Raw genomic sequence first — 25,096 nt, forward strand, 5'->3', positions numbered from 1 at the left:
TGCGGCGTTTTTCGATCTGGAGTGAGAATGATGGCGAAGGTTCTGGTCCTCTATTACTCGTCCTGGGGACATGTGGAGCAGATGGCGAACGCCGTCGCTGAGGGTGCCCGCGAAGCCGGGGCCGATGTCAGCGTCAAGCGTGTCCCGGAACTCGTTCCCGACGAGGTCGCCAAGCAGTTCCACTACAAGGTCGACCAGCAGGCCCCCATCGCCACCGTGGACGAACTGGCCGATTATGATGCGATCATCTTCGGTACGCCCACACGCTACGGCAACATGGCTGCCCAGATGAAGCAGTTCATCGACCAGACCGGCGGCCTCTGGGCGCAGGGTAAGCTGGTCGGAAAGGTCGGCTCGGTCTTCACATCCACAGCGTCACAGCATGGCGGCCAAGAGACGACACTCACCAGCTTCCACACCGTGCTCCTGCACCACGGCATGGTCATCGTGGGATTGCCCTATTCTTTCCCCGGCCAGAACGGTGTCGAGCAAGTGAAGGGGGGCACGCCCTATGGTGCCTCGACGATCGCCGATGGCGATGGAAGCCGTCAGCCGAGCGGTGTCGAACTCGATGGTGCCCGGTACCAGGGCAAGCATGTCGCCGGCATCGCCGCCAAGCTCGCCGTCTGATCGACGTCGGGTCCAGGACGAGCCTCGCACATGGTGCGAGGCTCGTTTGGTCGTTCACCAATTGCACGCAAGAAAAAAGGCTCGGACGAATCCGAGCCTTGAAAGGGAGAAGGTCATTTGGGGGCTGAACTGACCTTCGTGATCCTTGAACGCCTTCGCGCCGACTCGGTTCCCTGAAACCGAGAAATAATTTCAGCGGGGCGCCGCCGCCCGGCGTAGCCTGTCATTGATCGCCTCGCCGAGGCCCGTCCGGGGGATCGGAGCGACCGCAATGGTCCCGGTGCCGGCGGCGTCCAGATGGCGTAGAGCGGAGAAAAGCGTGGACGCGGCCTCTTCGAGGCTGCCGGTCTCACTGAGGTTGAGGCGCGCTTTCGCTGCGTCCGTACCGGGCGGTGCATCTCGCCCGAACAGCAGAACCGCCTCATCCGGCTCGATCCGCAACGCGTCAAGTCGCACGGCCGCCCGAGGGGCGTAATGCGAAGCGAGGAGACCGGGGCCGATCGGTGCCTCGCCAGGATGGTCTCCGGTGTCGAGGGCAAAGCCCAACACGGCTTCCGCCACCTCCCGCGTCACACCGCCGGGGCGGAGCAGGCGTGCCCGACCGTCGAGACAAGCGATGACGGTGGATTCCAGGCCGACCGAGGTGCTCCCGCCATCGAGGATCGCGGCAATGCGACCGTCGAGATCGGCGAGGACATGCTCGGCTCGCGTCGGGCTCACACGTCCCGACCGGTTGGCAGAGGGCGCCACCACCGGTCGCCCGACCTTCTCCAGAAGGGAGAGGGCGACGGGGCTGGCCGGGACGCGCAGGGCGACGCTGGGAAGACCGGCGCGGCCGAGTTCGCTGACCGTCCCTCCCGGGGCGACCGGAACGACGAGGGTCAGCGGTCCCGGCCAGAACGCGGCCGCGAGATGGAGGGCGATCTCGTCGAAGACGCCTTCGCGCCGGGCCGCGTCGAGACCTGGCACATGGGCAATCAAGGGGTTGAAGCTCGGGCGATTCTTCGCCGTGTAGATCCGCGCCACGGCATCGGAGTCGGTGGAGTCGGCGCCGAGCCCGTAGACGGTCTCCGTGGGAAAGGCGACCAGAGCGCCCCCGCGAAGGAGATTCGCGGATCGCTCAATTCCAGCCTCGTCGATACCGAGCATCAAGGTCTGGCCGGGGATTGACGCGAGATCGTTCATATCTAAACTATCTCCTGCCTGGATGACGTGCGGCGTCGTGCGGTGTCCCGCTCCAGCGACTGCCTATCCCCGCGATGCGGTCTTGCCTATGCCTATCGGCGAACGACGTGACCGACCTGTCGCCGGGTCGGCTCGCGCGCCAAACACAGGGTGAAGCGTCGCTCGAGACGACGCGGGAGATACGTCCATGAGCTATCGCACGCCGGTTGCCGAGATCAGCTTTGCCTTGCGCCATGTCGCTCGGCTCGATGCTGCCATCGCCTCGGGCGCCCATGGCGACCTGACGTTGGAGGACGCTGACGCGATCCTGCACGAGGCCGGCCGGGTGGCCGACGCCGTAATCGCGCCCCTCAACCCCATCGGGGATCGTCAGGGCGCGCGCCTCGAGGACGGTGCCGTGACCACGTCGCCGGGCTGGCCCGACGCGTATCGCACCTGGATCGAGGGCGGTTGGAACGGCCTGAGCGCCGAACCCGAATATGGCGGTCAAGGGCTTCCACTGCTCCTCAACGCCGCCTGCAGCGAGATGTGGAATGCCGGCAGCATCAGCTTCGCGCTGTGCCCGCTCCTGACGGCCGGCGGGATCGAAGCGCTGTCGAAACACGGTTCCGTGGACCTGAAGGGGCGCTATCTCGAAAAACTCGTCTCCGGCGAGTGGACCGCCACGATGAACCTCACCGAGCCCCAGGCGGGTTCGGACCTGTCCCTCCTGCGCAGCCGCGCCGAGCCGGCGGGGGACGGGAGCTACCGCATCGTCGGGTCGAAGATCTACATCACCTATGGCGAGCACGACATGGCGGACAACATCGTCCATCTCGTCCTCGCCCGGCTGAAGGACGCCCCGGCCGGAACGCGCGGTATCTCCCTGTTCCTGGTGCCGAAGATCCTTCCCGACGGCAGCCACAACGACCTGCGCTGCTCGGGGCTGGAACATAAGCTCGGCATCCATGGCTCGCCGACCTGCTCGATGGCTTTCGGCGATAACGGCGGCGCCACGGGCTGGCTGATCGGCGAGGAGAACCGTGGCCTCGCCTGCATGTTCACGATGATGAATTCGGCCCGGCTCAATGTCGGGCTGCAGGGGGTGGGCGTCGCCGAACGGTCCTACCAGCAGGCGCTGACCTATGCCCGCGACCGTCGCCAGGGCAAGGCGGCGGGCTCGTCCGATCCCGTCAGCCCCATCGTCGAGCATCCCGACGTGCAGCGGATGCTGCTGACGATGAAAGCCTATACGGCGGCCGCCCGCGGCATCTGCTACCTCACGGCCGAAGCCCTCGATGCCGCGCGCGGCCCCGAAGGCAAGCAAGCGAACGACCGGGCGTCGTTGCTGACCCCCGTAGCCAAGGCGTTCTCCACCGACATCGCCAACGAGGTCACGTCTCTGGGCCTCCAAGTCCATGGCGGCATGGGCTTCGTCGAGGAGACGGGCGCGGCCCAGCACATGCGCGACGCACGCATCCTGGCGATCTACGAGGGCACCAACGGCATCCAGGCCATCGACCTCGTGGCGCGCAAGCTGCCGCTGAATGGCGGGGCCACCGTGAGGGCGCAGCTGGCCTCCATGCGTCGCGTGGCCGAGGCGGTCCAGAAGGATGCGACACCCGCTTTCGGCCATCTCGGCCCGCGCCTGCGCGCCGGGATCGAAAGCCTCGACCGGGCGACGAGTTTCCTGCTGAAGGCCCTGGCCTCGAACCGTCCCGAGGAAGCGCAGGCGGGAGCGACGCCGTATCTGCGCCTGTTCGGCCTCGCGCAAGGCGCGACCTGCCTCGCCCTTGCGGCGCTCGCCTCGAATGCCGCCCTCAAGACCGGCGAGACCGATCCCGCCCACGGCGCCCGCATCGCCCTGGCGCGGTTCTTCGCCGAGAACCTGCTCCCGGCGGCGAGCGGATTGGAACAGAGCGTCGTCGATGGCGGTGGGTTCACGCAGGACGGTATGCTGGCCTTGGCGGGATGAGTACGAAGACCCTCCCCCCTCTGTGGGGGAGGGTGCCTGCGGAGCAGGCGGGAGAGGGGACGACCTCTCGGGACGGCGCGCTCCCCTCTCCCGACCCGCATTCGCGGGCCACCCTCTCCCGCAGAGGGGAGAGGGACTAGCGGCCAGACGGGAGAGAGATCGCCGGAAAGCGAGGATACACATGACCGAGCACATCGCGATCCACGACACACCGGACGGCGTCCGCCTGATCCGTCTCGACCGGCCGGACAAGAAGAACGCGCTCACCGGCGCGATGTACGACGCCATGCGGGACGCGCTCGCGCAGGCGGATTCATCGGAGAGCATCGGCGCCATCGTTTTCGCCGGGGCGCCGGGCGCGTTCAGCGCCGGCAACGACCTCGCCGATTTTGTCGCCGGCGCGCGACGGCCTTTCATAGAAGCACCCGCCCTGCATTTCATCCGGCAGCTCGCCCGGACCGCCACGCCGATGGTAGCGGCGGTGAACGGGATCGCGGTGGGGATCGGCACGACGCTGACGCTGCATTGCGACCTCGTCTATGCGAGCCCGGCGGCGCGGTTCCGGATGCCGTTCGTGGAACTCGGCCTCGTGCCGGAGGCGGCCTCGTCCTATCTGCTTCCGCGACGGGTCGGGCTCCTGAAGGCCACCGAACTCCTGCTGTTGTCACAGCCCCTCGATGCCGACGAGGCTCGGAGGCTGGGTCTCGTCAACGATGTCGTCGCATCCGACCTTCTGGAGGATCACGCCATGGCCCAGGCCGCCCGCCTTGCCGGATTGCCACGGGGGGCGGTCGCGGCGACCCGCAAGCTCATCCGGGGTGACCAAGCCGAGGTCGAGGCTGCGTTGGAAGCCGAGGCCGTGGCCTTCGAAGAACGCTTGCGAGCGCCCGAGGCGCAGGAAGCCTTCGCGCGCTTCCTCGGGAAAACGAAAGCACCGTGATCAGGAATCCGCCCGACCTGAGCAACGCGATCTGCCTCGTGGCCGGGGCTTCGCGCGGCGTCGGGCGGGGCCTTGCGCGCGGATTGGGCGAAGCCGGCGCCACGGTGATCGTCACGGCACGATCGAGCGAGACGGGGCCTCGCACCGAGGGTAGGCCGGAGACGATCGAGGATACGGCCCGTGCGGTCGATGCCGCAGGCGGGCACGGCCATCATTACATCTGCGACCATACCAGCGAGCGGGAGGTGGATCGCCTCGTCCAATGGGCTTTGCGCCGCTTCGGGCGGATCGATGTCGCGGTCTCCAGCGTCTGGGGCGGCAATGAGGGTTTCGACGGCGAGCGCTACGCCGATGGAGTAGAATGGGGCACCCCGTTCTGGCGACGCTCCGTGGAGCCGCTCTCGTCCTTCTTCGAAACCGGCCCATTACCGGCCCTGCTCCTGGCACGTGCGGTCGCACCCGTCATGGTCTCTGCGAAACGGGGGCTGATCGCGTTCGCCTCGTTCGATACGCATCCCGGCTATCTGGGTGACGCGTTCTACGACCTTGCCAAGGCGACGACGAACCGTCTCGCTTATGCCTGCGCCCAGGACCTCGCACCCCATCGCGTGACGGTGCTCGGGCTCTCGCCGGGTTTCGTCGGCACGGAGCGAGCCCGCGACAACGGCCATGCCGACCGGGCAACCGAAAGCCCGCTCTATGCCGGCCGTGCCCTGGCGGCCCTGGCCGCCGATCCCATCGTCCATGCCCGTACCGGGCACATCCTCCATGCGGGCGATCTCGCCGCGGAATACGGCTTCACCGATCTAGACGGCACGCAGCCGCCGCGCTTTCAAATTGGACCATGAGGAAACGGGCATGACGGATTTGAACTCCCTGGCGGGAAAGACCCTGTTCATCACCGGGGCCTCGCGCGGCATCGGCCTCGCCATCGGCCTGCGCGCCGCGCGCGACGGCGCCAACGTCGCCATCGCCGCGAAGACCGAGACGCCGCATCCCAAGCTCGAAGGCACCATCCATACGGCGGCGGCGGCCATCGAGGCGGCGGGCGGGCGGGCCCTGCCGCTCCTCGTCGACGTGCGCGACGAGGCCAGCGTCGCCGCAGCGATCGCCCAGACGGCGGAAACCTTCGGGGGGATCGATATCGTCGTGAACAATGCGAGCGCGATTTCGCTCACCCGTACGCCGCAGACGGAGATGAAGCGCTTCGACCTGATGCACCAGATCAACACCCGCGGCACCTACATGGTCTCGAAATACGCGATCTCCTATCTGGAGAAGGCAGAGAACCCGCACATCCTGACGCTGTCGCCGCCCCTCGACATGGCGGAGAAGTGGTTCGCGCCGCATCTCGCCTACACGATGGCGAAGTTCGGCATGTCGCTCTGCGTACTCGGCCTCGCCGGCGAATTGCGTCGCCAGGGCATCGCCGTGAATGCCCTTTGGCCGCGCACAACCATCGCGACGGCTGCCGTACGGAATCTCCTCGGCGGCGAGGCGCTGATCCAGGCGAGCCGCAAACCGGAGATCATGGCGGATGCCGCCCATGCGCTGTTTCTCAAGCCTTCCCGCGAGGTCACCGGCCGCTTCCTCATCGACGACAGCTTCCTCGCCGAGCAAGGTGTCACGGACTTCACACAATACCGCGTCACACCCGGTATACCCCTTGCGCCGGACTTCTTCGTGCCGGATGCGAACACACCGCCTTCCGGGGCCCTCGCCTGAGACGTAACGCGTGATTTTCATCCATCAGCCGATCGCCGGCCCTGGGCACATCCTGCTCGATCGCCGTCCCCTCGAACTGCAGGACCCCATTCCCGACGAGACCGTCTGGCTCGACATGATCCGCCCGACGCGGGAGGAAGACCTCAAGGTCGAGGCCTTCATGGGCATCTCGGTGCCGACCCGCGAGGAGATGAAGGACATCGAGCCCTCCGAACTCCTCTATGTGGAGGATGGGGCGCGCTACATGACGGGGCGCGTGCTGAGCAAGGTCAGCGACGCGGACGAGCCGGGGCTGGCCGGCATCACCTTCATCCTGCGCGGCAACCGCCTCGTCACGGTGCGCTACGAGGAGCCGCAGGCCTTCCGCATGTACACACAGCGGGCCGGCCGCTCGACCGGCAACGGGCCCTCCGCCGCTCCGTCGGGCGAGACGATCCTCGCCGGGCTGATCGAGACCGTGATCGACCGAGCGGCGGACGTGCTTCAGCTCCAGGGCGAGCGGATCGACCGGCTCTCGGGCAAGATCTTCGAGGAGAAAGAGGACCCATCGGCCCGCAACACCGCCCTGCAGGACACGCTCCGGGCACTCGGACGCCTGGGTGATCTGATCTCGAAGCAGCGCGAGAGCCTGGTCTCCATGGAGCGCATCCTGCTGTCGCTTTCGGCGACCTACCGCACCACCAAGGCGCCGCGCGAGTTGCGCGAAGACGTCCGCTCGACCCTGCGCGATCTGCAGTCGCTGGAGGAGCACGCGACCTTCCTCTCGTCCAAAATCCAGTTCCTGCTGGACGCGACGCTGGGCCTCGTCAATCTCGAGCAGAACAACATCATCAAGCTGTTCTCGGTCATGGCGGTGGTGTTCATGCCGCCGACCCTCATCGCCTCGATCTACGGCATGAACTTCAAGGCGATGCCCGAGCTCGACTGGAACTTCGGCTATCCCATGGCCGTGGTGATGATGGTGGTTGCTGCCGTGCTGCCGTATGTGTTCTTCCGCTGGAAGAAGTGGCTGTAGGGCAGGATGGATCTCATGCGTCCCTGGAGCGTCGGCACCGCTCATCGGGCTCGTCCTGCACTGGACGGCTGGCGAAGGTAAGCACATGTGCGGCCGCTTCCTCATCCAACAGGATCCGAACGTCTTCCGCGCGTTCTACGGCTATCCCGAGCAGCCGAACTTCCCGCCGCGCTACAACGTGGCGCCGACACAGCCGGTGCCGATCGTGCTTGCGGAACGCGGCGAGCGGCACTTCCGGCTTGTGCGCTGGGGCTTCCTGCCGGGTTGGTTGAAAGACCCGAAGGGCTTTCCGCTCATCATCAACGCGCGCGTCGAGACGCTGCTGGAGAAGGCGACGTTCCGCGGGGCTATCCGCCACCGTCGCTGCGTCTTCCTCTCCGATGGATTCTACGAATGGCGCCGGGAGGGAACCGGCAAGACCATGACGCGGACGCCCTACATGATCCGTCGGGCGGACGGGGCGCCGATGGCTTTCGCGGGCGTGTGGGAGAACTGGCTCGGGGCCGACGGGTCCGAGATCGACACCGCCGCCATCGTCACCACGGGCGCCAACGGCACCATGGCGGCGGTCCATGACCGTATGCCCGCAATCTTGTCGCCCGGTGCCATCAAGCCCTGGCTCGACCATCTCGGCACTGGACCGGAGGAGGCAGCCGCGCTGTGCCGGCCATGCCCCGACGAGTGGCTAACCCTCGATCCGGTCAGTGCGCGGGTCAATGACGCCCGCAATGAGGGCGCCGACCTTGCCGTCCCGGTCGGTCGTGCCGGACCGGCGCCAATCGCGAATATTCCACCGAAAGACCGCCCGCGATCCAGCGATGAGGATGCTCAAGGAACCCTGTTCTGATCGGGACCCGAGAATGCTCAGTTCCGGGGAGCGGAAGAGGCGCGCTCTTCGGCTCCATTGCGGTAGTCGCTATAGACATCGAGCAGGGCCCAACCAGCGGTCAGGAGGGAGAAACCGGCAATGGCCGTGACGAGGGCTGCGGAAACCAGCATCTTTGCGGTGAAGACGTCCACGACGAAGAATCCTGAATGGGGTAAGGTTTGGCTCCCGCTAACGTGGCGATGAGAGCCCCCGCCGACCATGGGATTCTGAGCGAGGCTGCCATGACCTCACGGCCCCCTGCCATGTGCCGCAGCGCACTGCGCCTTGGGATCGAGGTGGCCGACCGCCCATCGGTGACCGGTTCTTACCTCAGCGAGGGCCTGCGCTTGGCGACATCCTTCCGGAACACGCCCACCATTTCGAGATGGCTCGAATATTTGAACTGGTCGACAGGAACGACCCGTTCGAGTCGATAGCCCCCCTCGATCAGGGTCGCGGCATCGCGCGCGAACGAGCCGATGTCGCAGGCGACCCCGATGACGAGAGGGATTTTCGCCTCCGCGATGCGTTTGGCCTGGGCCTGTGCTCCGGCGCGCGGCGGATCGAACACCACGGCGTCGTAGGTTTCGAGTTCGATAGGGAGAAGCGGCCGGCGGAAAAGGTCGCGCGTTTCGCTCGTGATCCGGCGCAGACCGGGTGTCGACCGAAACGCCCGGTCGAGGCTGGCGATCGCCGCGGCCTCACCCTCTACAGCATGGACATCCCGTGTACGGGCCATGGCGAGAGTGAACGGGCCGGCCCCGGCGAACAGGTCGACGACGCGCTTCACGCGCTTGTCCAGGGCCGCGACCACGAGTTCGGCGAGCATGGCCTCGCCGGCCTCCGTCGCCTGCAGGAATCCTCCCGGCGGAGGCACGAGGCGGGCCCCGCTGGTCGTGATCGCGGGCGCGCGACGCTCCACCACGATATCGCCGTGAAAGGACAGGCGCGCGAGGTCGAGTTCGCCCGCCAGCCGCACCAGCGTGGCGCGCAGGCCTTCACTCATCGGGCCATGTCCGCGCAAGTCGACATCGAGGCCGGCTTCGGTGGCCGTGAAGGCGACGTCGAGGGGTTTGCGCCCATGACCGAGGGGAGCACTCAGTGCCCGCGCGACGGCGGGCGCACGGTGCAGCTGCTCGACCGTGATCGGGCAATGATCGATCGCCACGAGGGCGTGGCTGCGCGCCTCCATCAACCCGGCGACGCCCTTGCCGTCGATCTCGCGCACATGGAGGGTGAGCCGGCGGCGGCCCGATCCATGCGCATCGCGGGTCGGCTCGCACGGAACCTCGATTCCGGCCTGAGCCAGGCCCTGCGCGAGGTTGCCCCGCTTCCAGGCGGCGTAGGGCTCGGGTGCGAGATGCTGGACCGCGCAACCGCCACAGGTTCCGAAATAGCCGCAGAACGGGTCGACCCTGTCCGGGGAGGGGGTCTCGACTGCGACGAGGGAAACCCGCGTCCCATCGCGGCGAACCGAGACGCGCTCGCCGGGCAAGGCATAGGGCACGATGGTGCCATCCGTCGCCATGCCATCCCCGCGTTGTCCGAGACGCGCGATTTCGAGGGTGGAAAGGTGCGATTGTTCGGTCATGGTCCTATCCGTCATGGGCGCACCTGAGAGCGTGCCCCGATGAGGAACTCGCGATTGCCGTCGCCACCGGCGACGGGGGAGGGGATGAGGCCGAGGACCGACAGGCCGAGATCGGCGACGAGGTTCGTCACCTCCTCGCAGACAGCCTGGTGGACGGCCTCGTCGCGAACGATGCCGCCGCGCCCGACCCGGTCGCGCCCCGCCTCGAATTGAGGTTTGATCAAGGCGGCCAATGCCGCGCCCGGTGCCATGAGCGGCACGATTGCGGGCAGGACAAGGCGAAGGGCGATGAAGCTCACATCGATCGCCACGAGGGACGGCGCAAGCGGAATCGTCATTGCATCGAGACCGCGCACGTCCTGGCCCTCGAGACTGGTCACGCGCGGATCGCCGCGGAGAGAGGCGTGGAGCTGATCCCGGCCGACATCGACCGCATAGACGTGCCGGGCGCCGGCCCGCAGCAGCGCATCGGTGAATCCTCCCGTGGAAGCGCCGACATCGAGACAGACAAGGCTAGCCGGATCGAACCCGAACGCGTCCAGCGCAGCCTGCAACTTCAGCCCGCCGCGCGAGACGAAGGGATGGGGAGGGCTCGCCACGATACGCGCCCGCCGGTCGATCCTGTCCGAGGCACGGGTGACGGGACGGTCGTCTGCGGTGACGAGACCCGCCTCAATCGCCGCCTGGGCCTTCGCCCGACTCTCGAAATGGCCATTCTCGACCAGGAGCCGATCGGCCCTTACCCGGTCTACCGTCATCGAACCCTTACGATCCCGTGCCTATGATCCTACGCGCCGGACCGAAGCCCGATTCATCGGGCCATCCCGCCTCAGCTACGGGATTTCTCACGTTTGTCCATCCGGCAGCGGCATAGCGCGCTTGCGCGGCCCGGGAAGCACGGGGATGATCCACAACCGGTCCTCGGGCGTTGGCACTCGTCACACCGGACCAGAGAACAGGACGACCGATGGTTACCCCGAGGGAAATCGAGCTGAAGTTGGATTGCGGCGCCGCCGAACTGCTGGAACTGGCGCGCCACCCGCTCCTCGCCATCGAGGGGCCGACCGACCCGGAATTCCTCTCCGCCACCTATTACGACACGGCCGAGCGGGCGCTCCACCGCCAGGGAATAACCCTGCGGGTGCGCAGGCACGGGGAGCGCCATGTCCAGACGGTGAAGGCCGCCTCGTCGGCGGCCGGCCTGTTCGACCGGTCGGAATGGGAATGGGCCGTGGACGGCCCGACCCCAGACCTGTCACTCATCGACGATACACCGGTCCCGGACGTGCTCGGCAGCGCGTCCTCGCCCGACCTCAATGCCGTCGTCACCACCGTGATCGAGCGCAGCACCCGCGCCGTGGCCCATGGAACCTCGCGCATCTCGGCGACCCTCGACCAAGGCAGGGTCGAGACGCCGGACGGGGACGCTCCCATCTGGGAGCTCGAACTCGAACTGATCGAGGGTGACCCGGCCGACCTGTTCTCCCTCGCCCAAACCCTTGCAGAGACGGTGCCGCTGCGCCTCGGCGTCCTATCGAAGAGCGAGCGTGGTTTCAGGATCCTCAGCGGTACGTTGCGCAGGCCGAGCAAGGCCGGATCGGTCAAGCTGTGCCCGGACGGGTCGGCGGCGGAGGCGTTCCGTGCCATCGCCATCGCCTGCCTCACCCATCTGCGGCTCAACGAGGATGTCTTCCTCAAGACGCGCGATCCGGAGGGTCTGCATCAGATCCGCGTCGCCCTCCGGCGCCTTCGCTCGGCCTTCACCCTGTTCAAGCCGATCCTCGCGAGCGATCCTGCCGCGACCCATCTGCGCCAGGAGATCAAGCGCGTCACCGAGCCGTTCGGGCATGCCCGCAACCTCGACGTCTTCCTCAGCGAGACCCTGGCCGGCGAGATGACCCGCAGGCCGGACGAAGCGGGGCTCGACGATCTGCGAATCCGCCTCGAAGCCGAACGCGACCGCGCCTACGGGACCGTGTTCGCGATCCTCGAATCGCAAGCCTGGCGCAGCCTGATTCTCGACCTCTCCGCCTGGATCGAAACCGGGCCGTGGCGGGGCGACGGGAAGCGGGAGCCGGTCTCGGCCCGCGACCATGCCGAAGCGACGCTCGACAAGGCCCGCCGACGTATCCGCAAACGCGGCCGGCATCTCCATCGCATCGATGCGGAAGCCCGCCACGAGGTCCGCATCGAAGCCAAGAAGCTGCGCTACGGTGCCGAGTTCTTCGCCTCGCTCTACGCGGAGAAGTCAGCGCAGAAGCGCCACAAGGCCTTCGTCGCGGCCCTCTCGGACCTGCAGGATCACCTCGGCGCGCTGAACGACCTCGCCACCGCACACTCCGTACTGGCGAGCCTGGCCGACACCGGAAACGGTGAGACGTCCGGCGTCGACGGGCGGGCGCTGTTCGCCGCCGGTCTCACCGCCGCCGACGGAGAGGCCCGCACGGGCCAACTGCTCAAGGCGGCGGAGAAGGCGCACGAGGCGCTTCTCGATGTGAAGCCGTTCTGGCGCTGAGACCGACGCGTCAGCCGCCGCGAACGCTCAAGGCATAGAGCGTGATCGCGGCGGCGTTCGAGACGTTGATGCTGCGAATTTCGCCGCTGAACGGAATGCGGGCCAGGACGTCGCAATTGTCCCGCGTGCGCTGGCGCAGGCCCTTGCCCTCGGCTCCGAGCACGATCACCGCCGGCCGCTTCGGCCCGACGGAATCGAGGGTGGCCTCTCCCTCCGAATCGAGACCGATGCGGGTGAAGCCGCGCTTGCCGAGATCGATCAGCGCATCCGACAGGTTGCGTACGATCACGAGCGGCACGTGTTCGAGCCCGCCCGAGGCGGATTTCGCCAGCACACCCGTGGCGGAGGGCGAGTGCCGCGCCGTGGTGATGATGCCCGCGACGCCGAAGGCCGCGGCGGTGCGGACGATGGCGCCGACATTATGCGGGTCGGTGATCTGGTCGAGGGCCAACAGCAGCGCATCGTCCGGCAGGTCGTCGAGATCCGGGCCGGGGAGGGGATCGGCTTCCAGGTAGAGGCCCTGATGCACGGCATCGGGCCCGAGCAAGGCGTTGATGGCGTTGGGGCGCACGAGTTCGGCGTCGATCCTGAGCTGACCCAGCTCCTGGGTCAGGCGCGCCAAGGCGTTCTCGGTGGCGAGAAGCCGATGCAGGCCACGGCCCTCATTCGCCAACGCCTGCGACACCGGGTGCCATCCATAGAGCACGACGTGATCGCCGCTGACACCGCGGGGCCCGGAAGAGGGCGGCCCATGCCGAAACCGGTCGCGCTGGCCGCCCGGCCGGCTGGTGCGGGGCCCGCCCGGCCCGTCGCGTCGCGTATTCATGGTGTTATCCACTGCCTGAAGGCACGACAGAGACGCCGCGCGGGTGCTGAGAAGCGACAAAGCGACCGCCATGCCGTTCGTCAAGCGTGAAACACCGCGAAACACCGGTTGCCCTGCCGGGGGAAGCCGCCTATAGAACCCTCGCTCTCGAGCAAGCGCCCTTCGTCTATCGGTTAGGACGTCAGCCTTTCACGCTGAAAAGGCGGGTTCGATTCCCGCAGGGCGCGCCAACACATCGAGATGCTCAGCCATGTCGACGACTTGTTGGCGCGACAGATTTCTGGCTTCTACATTCATGCAGATTCCAGACGTCGGCAAAACCCCGTCCCGATGCATATCCTGATGGCCGCGAGAGTTGGCCGAACAGGATCGCCAGTCTCAGATCAGTTCGAGCTCGCGTGAGATATCGGTGAGGTAAAAGGCGATCCGGCGCGCGGCTTCCGGATCGTGGCAGGTCACGGTGAAGCCGACGCTGAGCACGTTCCCCTTGTAGAAGGCGAGCAGGGACTCGGCCTTCAGGGCGACCTCCCGCTCCGTGAACGCGACGAGGCTGCGGCGTCCATCGGGTGCGAAGATATCGACGCGATACGGCGCTGTTGTCATCGGCTATCCTTCGACCGTTATCGTGAAACGGCGAATGGAACGGAACGTCGATCCCGCCAGAAAGTATCCGTCACTCTCGGCGACGATGTTCGAGGTCAGTCGCCGTTCATGTCAGCTCTGCCGTCAAGACAACCTACCTCTCGTGCGCGGCTCTGTCCCACAACCGGTCCTCAGACCGGTCGCGGTTAACTACGCATCCCGTCCCGCTGCATTCAGGCGCCGAGACCGATCTGTACCGCCGCGGGTTCGAGACTGTCGCTGGCGATCTGGCCCATGGGCGTCTTCTGGTGCACGTCCATTCCGAGAGATCCCACCAGTGACGACCGTGCGCGGCTCACCCGGCTCTTCATGGTACCGACCTGACAGCCGATGAGCTCAGCGGCGGCCTCGTATGTCATGCCCTGGGCCGCGACGAGGATCAGGGCCTCCCGCTGCGACGGCGGCAATTTGCCGAGATGCTGCCAGACCCGCTTGAGGTCGCTGCTCGCCTCCTGGGCTGCCGGCGCGGCGACCTGTGCGGCCATGGCCCCATCCGCGTCCTCGACCTCCCGTTTCCGCTTGCGGCACTCCGTATAGAAGTGGTTGCGTAGGATGGTGCAGAGCCAGGCCATCAGGTTGCTGCCGGGCTCGAACCGGTGCCGGTTCTGCCATGCTCTCAGGAGCGTCTCCTGTACGAGGTCGTCCGCCGTCGCCGCGTTGATGGCCAGCGACAGGGCGAAGGCCCTCAGACCCGGCAGCGCGGTGAGTAGATCGGCGCTGAAGGCAGCGTAAGCCGCGGCGTCACGCCCCGTAGAAGCCTGGGTGAGGCGCGCAACCAGATCCAACAGGGCCGGCGGCTGCTCCTCGGCGAGAATGCAGGCGTAGAACGCCCTCAGTTCGGCACCGATATGAACCCGCGCCGCGTCCGGTATCTTTGCCCCGGCAGGACGCTCCGAGGGCTGAGCCTCAGAACCGTGCGCTGGCCTCGAAGCCGTCATTCCCAGATCGCGAGCGCCCATCCATTCCCCCTTTGCCCATGCTATGCCCCATGCGCCGGGCGCATTTGGCAATGCCTGCGGGATGTTTTGGCAAAGGAAAGCTGAACGTTGGCTAAAGGAGTTCTAAACTGAGCGACAAAACCACGCTGTCTCACCGGATCGGCGATCGGTGATATGCCCGTTCTCGGCCCTGGGCATCAAGGAGTAGCGCGGGCGGGAATGCCCGAACGCCCCGACCGATGCTTGCTTGACTCGTCTCAGACAATGTTCGTGATGGCACCGGGCGGATGCGCCAACAGGTTCGCCAGAAGGCTGAGACCGTAGCGCAAAGCCTCGCCATCGGGGGCGGCCCCGAGGGAAACGCGAATCGCATCGGGTGCCGGGCCGACCGCGAAGGCATCACTCAGAATCACGGACAACCCGCTCTGACGCGCATGAGCGCCGAATTCTCCGCGTTGCCAGGGTGGCGGCAATGGCAGCCAGAGGTGATGCCCGCAGGGATGGGCATGGACAGAGAGGCCCCGCAGGGCCTCCCGCGCCACGGCCTGACGATGTCCATTCTCGTGCCGGATGGCAGCGACGATGGAATCGAGATCCCCATTGGCGATCCAATGGGAAGCGAGGGCGGCGGCGAGCGGCGAGGCCATCATGCTGATGGCGCGTAGCTCGGCGGCGAGGCGGACCGCTTCGTTCGTGCCGGGTACGGCGACATAAGCGATGCGCAGCCCCGGGCTGACGCATTTGGACAGGGTCGCGATATGCCAGGTGATGTCGCCCGCGAATGACGCGAAGGGAGCCGGGGCATCGGGTGGCAGGGTGCCATAGGCGTCATCCTCGATGATCGCGACTCCGTGGGTTCGGGCGATCTCGGCGATCCTTTCGCGTCGGTGCGTCGGGATCGTTGCCGTGGTTGGGTTGTCGAGGGTCGGTACCAGATAGAGGGCGCGCGGACGGTGGAGACGACAGCATTCGAGGAACGCGTCCGGGAGGATACCCTCGCCATCGGCTGACACAGGGCGCAAGCGAGCCCCACGCCGCTCGGCCGCCATGCGGAGCCCCGGATAGGTCAGGATCGGGACGCAGAGGGCATCGCCGGGTTTCAGCACCACGGCGAGGATCGCGGCGAGCGACGCCTGCGCCCCGCCGGCGACGATGACACGCTGAACCGGCACCGGCCCCAGACGGCGGCCGAGCCAATCCGCCCCGGCGGCGCGATCCGCGAGGTTTCCGGCGCTGTCCTGGTACTGCATCCGGTCGAGGAACCCCGCCGACGCGGAAAGCCGCGACAGACCGCTCTCCATACGCTCCGCGAGCCGGGCCGCCGCCGGCTGGGGCGGCATGTTCATACTGAAATCGACGCTGCCAGACGGGTCGGCGGTCGCGGCCTTCGCCAGCGACGGCGAGGCGGCGCGAATGAAGCTTCCCCGCCCGGCGGACGCATCGATCAGGCCCGTCCGCCGCGCTTCGTTGAAGGCCCGCGTGACAGTGGTGAGATCGACGTTGAGATGTTTGGCCAAGCTGCGCTGAGGCGGCAACCGCGTCCCCGGAGGAAGCCGTCCCGAGCGAATATCCTCTGCCAGGATTCTGACGATGGCCAAATATTTCGGCCCCTCCTCGTCCCGTATCGTTGGATTCCACGCCTCCATCATTGCCTCTCGCCACACGGTTTTGTATGCATACATTTAGCATACATAGTTAGGCGATCCATACGACTTCCGTGACGATATGTCCGGCTTATAGGATGTTTGTATGGATATCTAGGCCATACAATCGGCTTCGATGATCCGCATCTCCGCCGCTCGTCAGGATGGCACCGCGAAACAAGGACATCGAGAATGCACAGGACGACAGATCAATCGCTCCTCTCCGTGGGCCTTCGCTGCCGATGCCCCCGTTGCGGCGAGGGACGGCTCTTCGATGGCTTCATCACCCTGAAGCCGAACTGCGAAGCCTGCGGACTCGATTACGGTTTTGCCGACCCGGCGGACGGGCCGGCCTTCTTCATCATGATGTCGATGGCATTCCCCGTCACGGCTTTCGGCATCTGGCTGGAACTCTCCTACGATCCCCCGCTCTGGATCCATGCGGTTGTCACGCTGCCGCTGCTTCTCCTGGCCTGCGTTCCGATCATCCGCCCTCTCAAGGGTCTCTTCATCGCGAGCCAATACATCAACAAAGCCGAGGAAGGACGCTTCGCCGTCCGGGTCGCGCCGAAGGCGGAGCCGGGGACCGGCCGTTGAGCGTGATGACGCAATGGGGCAGGGTTGGTCCCGCAGACTGAGCTGCCGAGTCGTTTCCTGCCCGTTCCCAGCAACCATTCAGGTTGATCGACATGCTGTCGGACTTTGACGCTCTCCTCCTGGCGAGGATCCAATTCGGCTTCACGGTTGCGTTCCACATCGTGTTCCCCGCCTTTTCCATCGGACTCGCGAGTTACCTCGCGGTTCTGGAGGGGCTCTGGCTGGCGACCGGGCGGCAGGTCTTCCTCGATCTGTTCAAGTACTGGATCAAGATTTTCGCCATCGCCTTCGCCATGGGCGTCGTGTCCGGTCTGGTCATGTCCTACCAATTCGGCACGAACTGGTCGGTCTTCTCGGACAAGACGGGACCGGTGCTCGGACCGCTGATGGCCTATGAAGTGCTCTCCGCCTTCTTTCTCGAAGCCGGATTCCTCGGCGTGATGCTGTTCGGCATGTCCAAGGTCGGGCCGAAACTGCATTTCTTCGCGACCCTCATGGTGGCGATCGGGACCTTCTTCTCGGCCTTCTGGATCCTATCGGTGAATTCCTGGATGCACACGCCGCAAGGCTACGGCATCAACGCCGCCGGACAGTTCGTGCCGGAGGATTGGTGGGCGATCGTCTTCAACCCCTCGTTCCCGTACCGCCTCGTGCACATGGTGCTGGCCGCCTACCTGACGACGTCCCTCGTCGTCGGCGCGGTGGGAGCCTGGCACCTGCTGCGCGACCGGTACAATCTCGGCGCGCGCACGATGTTCTCGATGGCGATGTGGATGGCCGCCATCGTCGCGCCGCTCCAGATCCTGGCGGGCGACGCTCACGGGCTGAACACCCTGGAGCATCAGCCCGCCAAGGTCATGGCGATGGAAGGGCATTTCGAGAGCCATCCGGACGGCGCTCCCTTGATCCTGTTCGGCCTGCCGAACCAGGAAGCGGGCCGGGTCGACTACGAGGTCTCGATCCCCAAACTGTCCTCGCTGATCCTCAAACACGGATTGAACGAGCCGTTGAAGGGCCTCGACACCGTGGACCGCAAGAACTGGCCGCCGGTTCCGGTGGTGTTCTGGTCCTTCCGTGTCATGATCGGCCTCGGGATGCTGATGCTGCTTCTCGGCGTCTGCAGCCTGTTCGCGCGGTACAGGAAGGCCCTCTACGATTGGAAGCCTCTGCACCGCTTCGCCGTCGCCATGGGGCCGGCAGGTTTCGTCGCCGTCTTAGCCGGTTGGATCACCACCGAGGTGGGGCGGCAGCCCTTCACGGTCTACGGCCTGCTTCGAACGGCCGAATCCGCCTCGCCCCTGTCGGCGCCGGCGGTCGGCTCCTCGCTTGTCGCGTTCGTGCTGATCTATTTCGCGGTCTTCGGGATGGGGATTCTCTACATCCTGCACCTGATGGCGAAATCCCCGCATCTCGGCGAGCACGGGATCGAGCCCGGAACACCGATCCGCACCGCCGGCATCACCCCAGCGACTTCGGTCAATCCCGACCGCTCCCTCCAGCCGGCCGAGTGAGGACATCACCATGCTCGCGAGCATCGACCTGACCGTCGTCTGGGCCTTCATCATCGCCTTCGCGGTCTTCGCGTACATCGTCATGGACGGGTTCGACCTGGGCCTCGGCATCCTGTTCCCGGCCTTCAAGCCGGGACAGGAGCGCGACACCGCCATGAACTCCGTCGCTCCGGTCTGGGACGGCAACGAGACTTGGCTGGTCCTCGGCGGGGGAGGACTGTTCGCTGCCTTTCCGCTCGCCTACGCGGTCATCATGCCGGCCCTCTACGCACCGATCATCGCCATGCTGCTCGGTCTGATCTTTCGCGGCGTCGCCTTCGAGTTCCGGTGGCGCGACCCCCGGCACCGGGCCCTGTGGGACGTGGCCTTCACCGGTGGATCGGTGGTGGCGACCTTCGCCCAGGGCATCGCCCTCGGGGCTCTGTTACAGGGTATCAAAGTCGAGGGCCGGGCCTATGCCGGCGGATGGTGGGATTGGCTGTCGCCCTTCAGCATCCTCGTCGGCCTCGGTCTCGTCTGCGGCTATGCGCTCCTGGGGGCGACCTGGCTCGTCATGCGCACGGAAGGGTCGCTGCAGGAACGCGCCCGCACGCTCTCGCTCTGGCTCGGCGCGGCGACCATCGCCTCCGTTGCGGCTGTCAGCGCCGCCACGCCGTTCCTGAAAGGCCAGTATTGGGAGCGCTGGTTCTCGATGCCGAACGTCCTGCTCACGGCGCAGGTGCCGATCCTCGTGGTCCTGGCCTCGTTCCTGTTCTTCCATCTCCTCAGAAAAGGTGCCGAGACGGCACCGTTCTTCCTGTCCCTCGGCCTGTTCCTGCTGTCTTTCGCCGGTCTCGGGATCAGCATCTTCCCGGACATCGTGCCGGGGCGCATCACGATCTGGGAGGCGGCATCCCCGCATGCCAGTCAGGTCTTCCTCCTCGCCGGCGCGTCGATACTGATCCCCATCATCCTGGCCTATACGGCCTACTCGTACTGGGTCTTTCGCGGAAAGGTCGACGCATCGGGGTACCATTGATGCCCGATGGCTCGCCCCCCGGAGGTCCGCCCCCGCTGTGGCGGCGGCTCCTCTGGTTCGCGATGATCTGGGCGGCGAGCATCGTCGCCCTCGGCATCGTCGCATTCGGCCTGCGCACCTGGCTGAAGGCGGGCTAGGGCGGGAAACCCGACCCTCAGTACTCCGCCTGACGGTCGATGATGTGAGACGAGGTGCGGATCAAGACGGGATCTTGGTGTGCGTCATGAAGAACCGCACCATCCCCCGGCTGGCATCGGGCCCACGCGGATCGGTGTAGCTTCCGTCGCTGCTTCCACCCGACCAGGCATGGCCGGCACCATGCAGCGCCCAATGCTCGAGCATGGGCCGTCCGGCATCATCCGCCCGGACGGTACGGGTGAAGGCCATCCCCTTCGCGGATTCACCCTGGTTCACGGCCTGGGAGAGCGCCGCGTTTGGCATGGCGAGAGCAAAGACCTGCTCGCCGTTGATTGGCTTTACCGTCTTGTCCGCATCCCCGTGGAAGACGATGGTGGGTATGCCCGGGTCGTCCTTCCGCGCCCTGACGGTGCCGCCGCCATTCATGGCCGCGAATGCGCCGGGCATGTCGGTGGCTGCTCCGCACGGTAACCCGGAATGGACGCCGACGGCTGCAAACACATCCGGATAGGTCGCGGCCATGATCGCGGCCGCCGCCCCGCCGGCTGACAGGCCAGCCGCATAGACCCGGTTCGGATCGGCCGAGAACTCCCTCACCACCTCCAGCGCGATCCCCGAGATCAGGGACGGTTCGCCGCTTCCGCGTTGCTGGTCGCCGGCATTGAACCAGTTCCAGCACTTCTGCATGTTGGCCGATTGCGGCTGGCCGGGATACGCCACGATGAAGGTCTGCTCCTCGGCCAAAGCGTTCATGCCGGTTCCCAGGGCGAAATCATCCGGGTTCTGGGTGCATCCGTGCAGCATGATCACGACCGGAAGCGCTTGGCCTTCGTAGCCGCTCGGGACATAGACCTTGTAGGTCCGGCTGCCCGCCGCGTTGGCGAAACTCCGCTCCTCGAACCGCGCTCCTGCCGGAACCTCGACCCTCGCCCCGCGGGAGGACCTCGTTCCACCTCCGATATCGGGCATGCCTTTCCCAAAATCGGGCATATCGCCCATTTTCGGAAAGCGCTCGCGTAGGGCTCGGATCGTCTCGGCGAGGCCGGGGCGTGCAGAGGCTTGGCCCGCCGAGTGCGCCGCATGGTCGGTGGCAGTTGGGCCGGCGGCGGGGGCCGTCCAGGCGCCGCCGTGGAAAGCGGGCGCCACCATGTCGATGGTCTCGCCGGCCACCACGTCGCTTGCCGGCGGTACGGATTGTCCCTGCAGCAGGGCCATCGCCTCGCTCAGTTGTCCAGCACGGGTGAGACGTGTCACCTCGGCCATGTCGATCTTGGGAAAAGCTTTCATCATCATGATCCTGGCGGCGCTGGGGCTGTGGAACGACGATCCACGCGGGTCTCTGCGAGGGGTCAGGCGATACGGTCGGCCAAAGCCGCCTTGACGTCGGGACTGGCCTGGAAGGCGCCGAGAACCTGCACGGAGGCGATGGCCTGTCGGGCCAGTTCGGGAGTCACATCGAACGCGATGCTCGCGAGGCCGAGCACCTGAATATGCAACGGCGCGCCCGCATCCCGCGCGGCTTCGAGGTCGCGGGCGGTATAGTGCGACAGGCCGAGGCTGAGCTGCTTACGGGCGACCGATTGCTTCACCGCATCGCCCTGACGGTCGAGCTGATTGCGCACCGCCGTCCGGATGAAATCGGCACGGTTGGCATAGAATCCATCCCGAACCAGTAGGTCGATCTGCCCGAGATCGACGAAGCCGAGATTGAGGGTCAGCTTCTCGCTGTCCGGCACTTTCGGGCGTACCTCACGAACTCGATCCACCATATCGACCATCCCATAACCATCCCATTGGATGGTCAACAGATGGCTATCGATGAGATCGGTGCAAGGCCCTTGGCTTCGTCTCCTGTCGTCCGACCCTCGCATCGACGATGTGTCGACAGGCTGACGCAACGATGCTGCATCGCCTTATCGCCACTGCCACGATGAGAACGTGAGCGTCCTGTGAGGTTGATGTTCTGAAATCCGGCGGATGAGGGATGGCCCCGCGCCATCCGAGCCGGTCGTGCCAGAGCCCATCACGGACAGGCGCGAACGCCGCATATCCCTTCGCCGGCGGCTGCTTTATCGAAGGCCGCGCCAACCGACCCGGACCCATGCCGATGCTCACGTTCTGGCTCGATCAGCCGATCTGGTTGATTTTCGGAAGTCTCGCCTGTCTCGTCCTGGCCTGGTGCCTGATGCTGATCACCCTGACGAACACCAAGCGGACGCGTCCCTTCATCGTCGGTGTCTCGACCGGCATCGCTCCCGCCTTCGTCGGCGTGGTCTCGGTCCTGCTGTCGCTCCTGATTGGCTTTGTCGCCAACGATGCCTGGGAGCGTCAGCGCCAGGCGTCCCGCGTCGTACAGACGGAGAGCGCCCAGGCGCGTGCCGTCTACAATCTGAGCCGATCCGTATCCAAGGACCTGCCGGACTTCCGCATCCTGCTCGCGGATTACATCGAGTCTATCGTCGACGAGGAATGGCCCGCCATGGCGAAAGGCGGAAAGGCGTCGTCACGGGCCGACCATGCCTTCGGAAAACTGCTTCAGGCGGTGGTGGCGCCGAATTTCGACGTGGTCGTCGGGAAAGCCAACCATTCGGCCCTCCTCGCAGCGGTGCTCAACCTGCAGACCGCGCGCAGCGAAAGGCTCGCCCTGAGCGAGATGGAGGGCGACGACAGCAAATGGGTGACCCTATTCGCTCTCTCGGCTCTCGCCCTTCTAGTCATCGCCGCCATTCATTTGGAGCGACCGTCGTCTCAGGCCGCTTCCCTGAGCATCTTCGGCTCGGCGCTGGTGATCACCCTGGGGGTGATCGCCATGCACGAACGTCCGTTCGATGGCCCGCTCGCCCTCGGCCCGAGCTTGTTGGATCAAGTCCGCACGCTCGTCGTAGCCGCCGGCTGAGAGCGACGCTTCGCGCCATATGCGCGGATCCCAGCCGGTCTGCCGTCGGGCTACCGCAGGGTGGGAGACTCTCCGGGCTGAAGAGCACGCTGTTCATCCCCGTCGCTCACGGCGTTGAGGCGCTCGAGATGCTCGAAAACGTGCTCGAAAGCATGCGTGACAGCCTGCTCGAAGGAACCGTCGCCCTTGCCCTGGGCGGCTTTGAGCGCGGCCAGGAGAGCCTTGTGTTTCTCGGTGTCGCTCGACATCGCCATCTCCGAGGCCGGGCGGAATGCCGGCTCGAAGGGGCAAGCACGGGGTCGGCGTCGGGTTCCCATGCGGGCGGTGCTGCCGGCGAGGCCGTGAACTCGTCCGTCAGATTGTCACCGTTGATGGCCGGTTTGCGCAGACCCATCCAAGATGGATCATCCCATCGAAAGACCCCGCAGGCCTCGCCCTCCCCACGACGGGGGAGGGCGAGGCGTCCATAGACCGAGACCGCCTCCGCGAAAAACCATAGTCCGAGGACGGGAAGGCGGTCAGAGGTCTGACTTCGGGTCGGCTTTGCCACCGCCTCCGGGGATGGGTCCCCCGAGCGTCGCCTTGAACCATGCGACGACCCGATCGATCACCGGCTGCTGAAACCAAGTGAGGTCGCCATGGCCCGCTCCTTCGACCAGCACATAGTCCGCCTTGCCGCCCTTTGCCCGCAGGCCTTCGAACAGTTGCTTGCTCTGCACCGGCGAGACGAGCCTGTCGGCGGTTCCGTGCATGATCAGGAAGGGCGGCTCGTCGCCGCCAAGGTGGCCCATGGGACTTGCAGCCAGCGCCTTGTCGGGATCGGCTGAAATCGAAGCACCGGGAAAGTCACGAAAAGCCGGCCCGTTGACGAGAAGCGCCTCCGTCACAGCAGGCGATTGGTGCATGAGTTGGACCGCCGGCGAAAATCCCTCACCGATATTGAGGAGGTTCGAAATTCCGTAGAGGGTGACGGCCGCTTGCACATCCGAGGGCTGATCGAGATGATCGCCCTTGTCGAAGGCTTTCTCTCCACCGGTGACGCCCACCATCTGGGAGAGATAGCCGCCGGCGGAATCACCGAGGACGCCGATCCGGGTCGGGTCTATGCCATACTCGGCCGCGTGAGCCCGCAGGTAACGTACGGCGGCCTTGCCGTCCTCCACCAGCGCCGGGAACCTGTCGGGGACGACACGATACTCGGCGGCGGCAACGACGAAGCCGGCCGCGGCCAGAGCCGAGCGCAGCTCGAAGTATTTCTCATGATCAGCCGAGGTGAAACCACCGCCCGGGAAATACACGATCGCAGGCTTCTTGTCTTTGGTGCGCGGCACGAGCAGCGACATGCGCAATTGCCGGATCGCACGCATCGAACGGATCTGGGAATAGATCACACCACTGATCTGATCGACCTGGCTCCGGTTTCCTTCCACCCGAACGACCTGAGCCCCCTCGGAATAACCTGGCAGCTGGGCGTCGCCTGCCGAGGCCTGCTGGGTAAGAACACTCACAGCGATGACGCCTCCCAAACTAAGGGCCTGGATCATTCTCATGTGATGCGCCTTTGTCGGTTGCGGTGCCATCCTTCTACACCACGAACCGGCAAGGACATGTGTCAGCGCCATAGCCTCAGCGGTGCAGCCGAACGGAAGCGATAGAAGGCCGTCATCCGTCGCAAGTCGCTCAGGAAGCACGCCGACATGTTCGAAATGTCTGAGATCCAGCGAGGCAATGAGGTCGCGCCATGCGGCCTTCGCTCGCGGCCGAACGCTCGATCCGGCAACGCCGGTCACGATGCCGGCTTAGCTGAGACGCGAAAGAGCCAGGGAGGGGAAATCGACGGCATTCGGAAACCGAACGGTCGTGTACGTCGTCAGCTTGGCCAAGATGGCGGGCCACGCCCGATGATGATGAGCACTACGTCTACGCTATAGCCCTCTAACGCCGTCCGCGTGCTGTTGAGATCGGATCAATTTGCCGAGGAGCGCGGCAAGCTGACCTCGCTCCTGCTCATCCAGACCACTAACGATGCTCTGCTGATTTGCGATGTGAGCCTCTACCGCGCGATCGATCAACGCCAGACCATCGGCCGTCAGCGCCACCAACGTTCCCCGTTTATCCGCCGGGTTGGGCCTCCGCTCGACCAGTCCGCCATTCTCGAGCCGATCGAGGCGATTGGTCATGCTTCCAGATGAAATCATCGCCGCCTCATAGAGCGCGGTGGGCGTGAGCGCATACGGTGTGCCACTGCGCCGGAGCGTTGCCAGCACGTCGAACTCGCCGGGTTGCAGGCCAAATTCCGCAAATAGCGGATTGAGCCGATCCCGCGAGATCAGCAGCGCTGCTTCACCCAGCCGTCCCAGCAGCACCATCGGCCCGATATCGAGATCGGGCCGTTCGCAGGCCCATTGTTCCGCAGCCATTGCAGCCCTGTCCATTCCGCGCCCCTATCTTGACGTCGAGATAC

General features: G+C 65.9%; 26 protein-coding genes and 1 tRNA gene. 14 read left to right on the forward strand and 13 right to left on the reverse strand.

The features are described from left to right. Window positions 1–30: 30 nt before the first annotated feature. The gene (gene wrbA, locus ACYQML_RS12380) at window positions 31–630 is read left to right on the forward strand and encodes an NAD(P)H:quinone oxidoreductase (protein WP_461232974.1); all 600 of its coding nucleotides are present in this window, start codon (window positions 31–33) and stop codon (window positions 628–630) included. Window positions 631–822: 192 nt separating this feature from the next. On the opposite strand, the gene ACYQML_RS12385 is transcribed toward wrbA, so the two are convergent. After that, window positions 823–1,815, reverse strand: coding sequence for an L-threonylcarbamoyladenylate synthase (locus tag ACYQML_RS12385; protein WP_461232975.1), 993 nt, complete (start codon window positions 1,813–1,815; stop codon window positions 823–825). A 187-nt stretch (window positions 1,816–2,002) separates the two neighbouring features. Here ACYQML_RS12385 and ACYQML_RS12390 point away from each other — a divergent pair, with 187 nt between their 5' ends. The 6 genes from ACYQML_RS12390 to ACYQML_RS12415 all read left to right on the forward strand — a co-directional run bounded on the left by ACYQML_RS12390 (window position 2,003) and on the right by ACYQML_RS12415 (window position 8,296). Next, window positions 2,003–3,769 carry an acyl-CoA dehydrogenase gene (locus ACYQML_RS12390; RefSeq protein WP_461232976.1) on the forward strand — a complete coding sequence of 589 codons (1,767 nt, stop codon included), beginning with the start codon at window positions 2,003–2,005 and terminating at the stop codon, window positions 3,767–3,769. A gap of 181 nt (window positions 3,770–3,950) precedes the next feature. Then, window positions 3,951–4,709, forward strand: a complete 759-nt coding sequence (locus ACYQML_RS12395; protein ID WP_461232977.1) for an enoyl-CoA hydratase-related protein — start codon at window positions 3,951–3,953, stop codon at window positions 4,707–4,709. A gap of 38 nt (window positions 4,710–4,747) precedes the next feature. Then, window positions 4,748–5,557 (forward strand): SDR family NAD(P)-dependent oxidoreductase, encoded by an 810-nt coding sequence (locus ACYQML_RS12400; RefSeq protein WP_461235718.1) that lies wholly within the window; start codon window positions 4,748–4,750, stop codon window positions 5,555–5,557. 10 nt (window positions 5,558–5,567) lie between these two features. Next, window positions 5,568–6,434, forward strand: coding sequence for an SDR family oxidoreductase (locus ACYQML_RS12405; protein WP_461232978.1), 867 nt, complete (start codon window positions 5,568–5,570; stop codon window positions 6,432–6,434). Window positions 6,435–6,444: 10 nt separating this feature from the next. Further along, complete coding sequence (locus tag ACYQML_RS12410; protein WP_056430177.1) at window positions 6,445–7,449, forward strand: magnesium transporter CorA family protein; 1,005 nt, start codon at window positions 6,445–6,447, stop codon at window positions 7,447–7,449. A gap of 85 nt (window positions 7,450–7,534) precedes the next feature. Then, complete coding sequence (locus tag ACYQML_RS12415; protein ID WP_461232979.1) at window positions 7,535–8,296, forward strand: SOS response-associated peptidase; 762 nt, start codon at window positions 7,535–7,537, stop codon at window positions 8,294–8,296. Between the two features lie 17 nt (window positions 8,297–8,313). On the opposite strand, the gene ACYQML_RS12420 is transcribed toward ACYQML_RS12415, so the two are convergent. The 3 genes from ACYQML_RS12420 to ACYQML_RS12430 form a co-directional block, all read right to left on the reverse strand. After that, the gene (locus tag ACYQML_RS12420) at window positions 8,314–8,469 is read right to left on the reverse strand and encodes a hypothetical protein (RefSeq protein WP_311275329.1); all 156 of its coding nucleotides are present in this window, start codon (window positions 8,467–8,469) and stop codon (window positions 8,314–8,316) included. Between the two features lie 173 nt (window positions 8,470–8,642). After that, complete coding sequence (locus ACYQML_RS12425; protein ID WP_461232980.1) at window positions 8,643–9,908, reverse strand: class I SAM-dependent RNA methyltransferase; 1,266 nt, start codon at window positions 9,906–9,908, stop codon at window positions 8,643–8,645. Between the two features lie 11 nt (window positions 9,909–9,919). Continuing rightward, entirely contained in the window at window positions 9,920–10,666 is a 747-nt protein-coding gene (locus tag ACYQML_RS12430) for a TlyA family RNA methyltransferase (RefSeq protein ID WP_461232981.1), read from the reverse strand. A 209-nt stretch (window positions 10,667–10,875) separates the two neighbouring features. Here ACYQML_RS12430 and ACYQML_RS12435 point away from each other — a divergent pair, with 209 nt between their 5' ends. Further along, window positions 10,876–12,423 carry a CYTH and CHAD domain-containing protein gene (locus ACYQML_RS12435; RefSeq protein ID WP_461232982.1) on the forward strand — a complete coding sequence of 516 codons (1,548 nt, stop codon included), beginning with the start codon at window positions 10,876–10,878 and terminating at the stop codon, window positions 12,421–12,423. A 10-nt stretch (window positions 12,424–12,433) separates the two neighbouring features. On the opposite strand, the gene rlmB is transcribed toward ACYQML_RS12435, so the two are convergent. Then, window positions 12,434–13,249, reverse strand: coding sequence for a 23S rRNA (guanosine(2251)-2'-O)-methyltransferase RlmB (gene rlmB / locus ACYQML_RS12440; RefSeq protein WP_461232983.1), 816 nt, complete (start codon window positions 13,247–13,249; stop codon window positions 12,434–12,436). A gap of 155 nt (window positions 13,250–13,404) precedes the next feature. On the opposite strand from rlmB, the gene ACYQML_RS12445 reads away from it, so the two are divergent. Then, window positions 13,405–13,479, forward strand: a tRNA-Glu gene (locus ACYQML_RS12445). Window positions 13,480–13,627: 148 nt separating this feature from the next. Here the strand turns inward: ACYQML_RS12445 and ACYQML_RS12450 are convergent. The 3 genes from ACYQML_RS12450 to ACYQML_RS12460 all read right to left on the reverse strand — a co-directional run bounded on the left by ACYQML_RS12450 (window position 13,628) and on the right by ACYQML_RS12460 (window position 16,478). After that, the gene (locus tag ACYQML_RS12450; RefSeq protein WP_461232984.1) at window positions 13,628–13,852 is read right to left on the reverse strand and encodes a hypothetical protein; all 225 of its coding nucleotides are present in this window, start codon (window positions 13,850–13,852) and stop codon (window positions 13,628–13,630) included. Window positions 13,853–14,064: 212 nt separating this feature from the next. Beyond that, window positions 14,065–14,829 carry a sigma-70 family RNA polymerase sigma factor gene (locus tag ACYQML_RS12455; RefSeq protein ID WP_461232985.1) on the reverse strand — a complete coding sequence of 255 codons (765 nt, stop codon included), beginning with the start codon at window positions 14,827–14,829 and terminating at the stop codon, window positions 14,065–14,067. 257 nt (window positions 14,830–15,086) lie between these two features. Continuing rightward, window positions 15,087–16,478, reverse strand: a complete 1,392-nt coding sequence (locus ACYQML_RS12460) for an aminotransferase-like domain-containing protein (protein ID WP_461232986.1) — start codon at window positions 16,476–16,478, stop codon at window positions 15,087–15,089. Window positions 16,479–16,664: 186 nt separating this feature from the next. Here ACYQML_RS12460 and ACYQML_RS12465 point away from each other — a divergent pair, with 186 nt between their 5' ends. The 4 genes from ACYQML_RS12465 (at window position 16,665) to ACYQML_RS12480 (ending at window position 19,735) form a co-directional block, all read left to right on the forward strand. Next, window positions 16,665–17,069, forward strand: coding sequence for a DUF983 domain-containing protein (locus tag ACYQML_RS12465; protein WP_056430199.1), 405 nt, complete (start codon window positions 16,665–16,667; stop codon window positions 17,067–17,069). 92 nt (window positions 17,070–17,161) lie between these two features. Further along, the gene (locus ACYQML_RS12470; protein WP_419951472.1) at window positions 17,162–18,580 is read left to right on the forward strand and encodes a cytochrome ubiquinol oxidase subunit I; all 1,419 of its coding nucleotides are present in this window, start codon (window positions 17,162–17,164) and stop codon (window positions 18,578–18,580) included. Window positions 18,581–18,590: 10 nt separating this feature from the next. Next, window positions 18,591–19,598, forward strand: a complete 1,008-nt coding sequence (gene cydB / locus ACYQML_RS12475) for a cytochrome d ubiquinol oxidase subunit II (protein WP_461232987.1) — start codon at window positions 18,591–18,593, stop codon at window positions 19,596–19,598. Beyond that, the gene (locus ACYQML_RS12480) at window positions 19,598–19,735 is read left to right on the forward strand and encodes a DUF2474 family protein (protein WP_461232988.1); all 138 of its coding nucleotides are present in this window, start codon (window positions 19,598–19,600) and stop codon (window positions 19,733–19,735) included. The genes cydB and ACYQML_RS12480 overlap by 1 nt, the downstream gene beginning before the upstream one ends. 61 nt (window positions 19,736–19,796) lie before the next feature. Here the strand turns inward: ACYQML_RS12480 and ACYQML_RS12485 are convergent, their stop codons facing one another. Together ACYQML_RS12485 and ACYQML_RS12490 are read right to left on the reverse strand one after the other, a co-directional pair. Further along, window positions 19,797–21,023, reverse strand: coding sequence for an extracellular catalytic domain type 1 short-chain-length polyhydroxyalkanoate depolymerase (locus tag ACYQML_RS12485; RefSeq protein WP_461232989.1), 1,227 nt, complete (start codon window positions 21,021–21,023; stop codon window positions 19,797–19,799). A 62-nt stretch (window positions 21,024–21,085) separates the two neighbouring features. Continuing rightward, window positions 21,086–21,505, reverse strand: a complete 420-nt coding sequence (locus ACYQML_RS12490; protein ID WP_056430548.1) for a hypothetical protein — start codon at window positions 21,503–21,505, stop codon at window positions 21,086–21,088. A gap of 332 nt (window positions 21,506–21,837) precedes the next feature. Between ACYQML_RS12490 and ACYQML_RS12495 the strand changes: the two genes are divergently transcribed. Further along, window positions 21,838–22,632: a bestrophin-like domain gene (locus ACYQML_RS12495; RefSeq protein WP_461232990.1), complete on the forward strand. Its 795-nt coding sequence runs from the start codon at window positions 21,838–21,840 to the stop codon at window positions 22,630–22,632. 50 nt (window positions 22,633–22,682) lie between these two features. Here the strand turns inward: ACYQML_RS12495 and ACYQML_RS12500 are convergent, their stop codons facing one another. The 3 genes from ACYQML_RS12500 to ACYQML_RS12510 all read right to left on the reverse strand — a co-directional run bounded on the left by ACYQML_RS12500 (window position 22,683) and on the right by ACYQML_RS12510 (window position 25,067). Beyond that, window positions 22,683–22,880 (reverse strand): hypothetical protein, encoded by a 198-nt coding sequence (locus ACYQML_RS12500; protein WP_420604574.1) that lies wholly within the window; start codon window positions 22,878–22,880, stop codon window positions 22,683–22,685. A 270-nt stretch (window positions 22,881–23,150) separates the two neighbouring features. Next, window positions 23,151–24,422: an alpha/beta hydrolase fold domain-containing protein gene (locus tag ACYQML_RS12505; RefSeq protein WP_461232991.1), complete on the reverse strand. Its 1,272-nt coding sequence runs from the start codon at window positions 24,420–24,422 to the stop codon at window positions 23,151–23,153. Window positions 24,423–24,557: 135 nt separating this feature from the next. Then, window positions 24,558–25,067, reverse strand: coding sequence for a MarR family winged helix-turn-helix transcriptional regulator (locus ACYQML_RS12510; RefSeq protein WP_419951468.1), 510 nt, complete (start codon window positions 25,065–25,067; stop codon window positions 24,558–24,560). Window positions 25,068–25,096: the final 29 nt, after the last annotated feature.

The organism is Methylobacterium sp. CM6244 (genome assembly GCF_054817885.1).

What these genes read in the sequence shown, in the direction of transcription:
- ACYQML_RS12460 (WP_461232986.1), bottom strand. Translation starts at nt 16,478, where the DNA reads ATGATGGAGGCGTGGAATCCAACGATACGGGACGAGGAGGGGCCGAAA.
- ACYQML_RS12455 (WP_461232985.1), bottom strand. Translation starts at nt 14,829, where the DNA reads ATGACGGCTTCGAGGCCAGCGCACGGTTCTGAGGCTCAGCCCTCGGAG.
- ACYQML_RS12385 (WP_461232975.1), bottom strand. Translation starts at nt 1,815, where the DNA reads ATGAACGATCTCGCGTCAATCCCCGGCCAGACCTTGATGCTCGGTATC.
- ACYQML_RS12485 (WP_461232989.1), bottom strand. Translation starts at nt 21,023, where the DNA reads ATGAAAGCTTTTCCCAAGATCGACATGGCCGAGGTGACACGTCTCACC.
- ACYQML_RS12405 (WP_461232978.1), top strand. Translation starts at nt 5,568, where the DNA reads ATGACGGATTTGAACTCCCTGGCGGGAAAGACCCTGTTCATCACCGGG.
- ACYQML_RS12510 (WP_419951468.1), bottom strand. Translation starts at nt 25,067, where the DNA reads ATGGACAGGGCTGCAATGGCTGCGGAACAATGGGCCTGCGAACGGCCC.
- ACYQML_RS12480 (WP_461232988.1), top strand. Translation starts at nt 19,598, where the DNA reads ATGCCCGATGGCTCGCCCCCCGGAGGTCCGCCCCCGCTGTGGCGGCGG.
- rlmB (WP_461232983.1), bottom strand. Translation starts at nt 13,249, where the DNA reads ATGAATACGCGACGCGACGGGCCGGGCGGGCCCCGCACCAGCCGGCCG.
- ACYQML_RS12395 (WP_461232977.1), top strand. Translation starts at nt 3,951, where the DNA reads ATGACCGAGCACATCGCGATCCACGACACACCGGACGGCGTCCGCCTG.
- cydB (WP_461232987.1), top strand. Translation starts at nt 18,591, where the DNA reads ATGCTCGCGAGCATCGACCTGACCGTCGTCTGGGCCTTCATCATCGCC.
- ACYQML_RS12470 (WP_419951472.1), top strand. Translation starts at nt 17,162, where the DNA reads ATGCTGTCGGACTTTGACGCTCTCCTCCTGGCGAGGATCCAATTCGGC.
- ACYQML_RS12435 (WP_461232982.1), top strand. Translation starts at nt 10,876, where the DNA reads ATGGTTACCCCGAGGGAAATCGAGCTGAAGTTGGATTGCGGCGCCGCC.
- wrbA (WP_461232974.1), top strand. Translation starts at nt 31, where the DNA reads ATGGCGAAGGTTCTGGTCCTCTATTACTCGTCCTGGGGACATGTGGAG.
- ACYQML_RS12500 (WP_420604574.1), bottom strand. Translation starts at nt 22,880, where the DNA reads ATGTCGAGCGACACCGAGAAACACAAGGCTCTCCTGGCCGCGCTCAAA.
- ACYQML_RS12465 (WP_056430199.1), top strand. Translation starts at nt 16,665, where the DNA reads ATGCACAGGACGACAGATCAATCGCTCCTCTCCGTGGGCCTTCGCTGC.
- ACYQML_RS12425 (WP_461232980.1), bottom strand. Translation starts at nt 9,908, where the DNA reads ATGACCGAACAATCGCACCTTTCCACCCTCGAAATCGCGCGTCTCGGA.
- ACYQML_RS12490 (WP_056430548.1), bottom strand. Translation starts at nt 21,505, where the DNA reads ATGGTGGATCGAGTTCGTGAGGTACGCCCGAAAGTGCCGGACAGCGAG.
- ACYQML_RS12390 (WP_461232976.1), top strand. Translation starts at nt 2,003, where the DNA reads ATGAGCTATCGCACGCCGGTTGCCGAGATCAGCTTTGCCTTGCGCCAT.
- ACYQML_RS12430 (WP_461232981.1), bottom strand. Translation starts at nt 10,666, where the DNA reads ATGACGGTAGACCGGGTAAGGGCCGATCGGCTCCTGGTCGAGAATGGC.
- ACYQML_RS12415 (WP_461232979.1), top strand. Translation starts at nt 7,535, where the DNA reads ATGTGCGGCCGCTTCCTCATCCAACAGGATCCGAACGTCTTCCGCGCG.
- ACYQML_RS12450 (WP_461232984.1), bottom strand. Translation starts at nt 13,852, where the DNA reads ATGACAACAGCGCCGTATCGCGTCGATATCTTCGCACCCGATGGACGC.
- ACYQML_RS12495 (WP_461232990.1), top strand. Translation starts at nt 21,838, where the DNA reads ATGCCGATGCTCACGTTCTGGCTCGATCAGCCGATCTGGTTGATTTTC.